Source organism: Rhodococcus sp. (in: high G+C Gram-positive bacteria) (assembly GCF_049286785.1).
Classification (GTDB): domain Bacteria; phylum Actinomycetota; class Actinomycetes; order Mycobacteriales; family Mycobacteriaceae; genus Rhodococcus_F.
The window spans coordinates 1-1975 of the sequence record NZ_JBAQEO010000083.1 but is presented as its reverse complement, the minus strand read 5'-3'; the positions used below and the strand labels follow the sequence as shown (position 1 = coordinate 1975).

The following is a 1975-nucleotide window of genomic DNA, read 5'->3' as shown; positions in this document are numbered from 1 at the left end:
CCGGGCATGTCAACGCGCGGGCCTCCCACCGGCTGGGGCGCACCGACTACGGCATTCGGTGGCCACGACGTTGCTCTCCGAGGGTGTCGCGCTGGCCGACATCAGCCAGGTTCTGCGCCACCATGACCTGGCCACGACCGCCATCTACGCCAAAGTCGACCTGGCTTCACTGCGCACCGTCGCTCAGCCCTGGCCGGGAGCCCTCTCATGACCACCGAGAACCCGACATCCTTGCGGATGCATTTGACTCAATATCTGCTGCTGCGCAACCGATTAGGGCACAACCTCGCGGACGCAGCGCGCCTCCTGCCGCGCTTTGTGACCTACCTCGAGGAGCTCAGTCACTCCACGGTGACCATCGCCGATGCACTGGCGTGGTGTCAGCAACCACCATCACCGCCCGGGAGTTCGGTCTGGCCGCGGCGGATGGGCGCGGTCCGAGGCTTCGCTCGCTACCTCAGTGGCATCGACCCGGCTACCGAGGTGCCGCCCATCGGGTTGCTGCCCAGTCGCCGCCGGTGGCGTCCACCATTCATCTACAGCTCCGACGACATCGCGGCACTGCTAGGCGCAGCGGCCGCGCTGCCCTCCCCGCGGCGGGCAGCGACCTACTCCACCCTGTTCGGTTTGCTCGCCGCCACCGGCATGCGAGTCGGGGAAGTGTTGACCCTCGATAGCTCCGACATCGACTGGGACGACGGTGTTGTGCTGGTTCGGGAATCGAAGTTCGGTAAGTCCCGCAACGTCCCCCTCTCGGACAGCACTACCGAGGCGTTGGCGCGCTACGCATCCCTACGCGAGGGCTTCGATCGCACACCCGGGAACGAGAGCTACTTCGTCTCGCTCACCGGCCGCCGGGTGATCTACGAGTCGGTGTTCGAAGTATTCGCAGACCTACGGCGCGGCAGCGGAATCGGGCGCCAATCGACGGTGGCGCCGAGGATCCACGACCTCCGCCACACGTTCGCAGTGACAGTGCTGTTGCAGTGGTACCGCGACGGCGGGGACGTCGCCGCTCGACTTCCGCGGCTCTCCACCTACCTCGGTCACCGCGACCCACGATCGACCTACTGGTATCTGTCCGCGGCACCGCAGTTGCTGGCGTTGGCGGCAGAACGGCTCGAACCAACCCTGCCGCAGGCGAACTCATGACCGCCATCGCGCCGACGGTGCAGTCGTTCTTCCTCGAGCGGTTGACCATGCAGCGCCGCGCCAGCGAACACACCATCGCCGCCTACCGAGATGCGATGCGGCTGCTGCTGGGGTTCATGGAACAACGAACCCACAGAGCCCCGTCACGGTTGGACTGGACCGATCTCGACGCCGACGCGATCTGCGCGTTCCTCGATCACCTCGAGAACGATCGCGCCAACTCCGCACGCACCCGAAACGCCAGACTGACCGCCATCCGCTCGCTGTTCTCCTATGCCGCCCTGCGGCATCCCGAGCATGCTGCGCTCATTGCACAGGTCCTGGCGATCCCACCGAAACGGTTCGACAAAGCCATCGTCTGCTTCCTCGACGAACCCGAGGCCGCTGCGATGCTTGCCGCTACTGACCGCAGCACCTGGGCCGGGCGGCGTGATCATGCGCTGATGACGTTGGCGATGCAGACCGGTCTGCGGGTCTCGGAACTGCTCGGACTCAACTGCGGCGACGTCGTCACCGGAACGAGCGGACACGTCCGGTGCGTAGGCAAGGGCCGCAAAGAACGGTCGGTGCCGATGACGGAATCGGTGCGCGCTGTCATGAACGTGTGGCTGATCGAGCGAGCCGGACAACGCGACGATGCGGCGTTCTGCACTCGGACCGGCCGACGGTTGAGCGTCGATGCCGTCCAACGCAGAGTCACCGTCTACGCCGCACAAGCTCGGCAGTCCTGTCCGTCGCTGGTCGGAAAACACCTCAGCCCCCACGTCTTCCGGCATACCTGCGCCATGACGCTTCTGCACGCAGGCGTCGATACGACCGTCAT

General features: G+C 65.8%; 3 protein-coding genes. All 3 read left to right on the top strand.

Going from position 1 to position 1975, the window contains the following annotated elements; genetic code table 11:
* On the top strand, positions 1–211 hold a 211-nt coding region (locus WAW17_RS03080; protein ID WP_422331549.1), incomplete at its 5' end, for a tyrosine-type recombinase/integrase.
* Complete coding sequence (locus tag WAW17_RS03075) at positions 208–1152, top strand: tyrosine-type recombinase/integrase (RefSeq protein WP_422331548.1); 945 nt, start codon at positions 208–210, stop codon at positions 1150–1152. The genes WAW17_RS03080 and WAW17_RS03075, both read left to right, overlap by 4 nt.
* Positions 1149–1975 (top strand): tyrosine-type recombinase/integrase (locus tag WAW17_RS03070; RefSeq protein ID WP_422331547.1); only part of this gene is annotated, 827 nt, incomplete at its 3' end. The genes WAW17_RS03075 and WAW17_RS03070, both read left to right, overlap by 4 nt.

Coding starts and splice junctions, on each gene's coding strand:
- WAW17_RS03075 (WP_422331548.1), top strand. CDS start 208: ATGACCACCGAGAACCCGACATCCTTGCGGATGCATTTGACTCAATAT.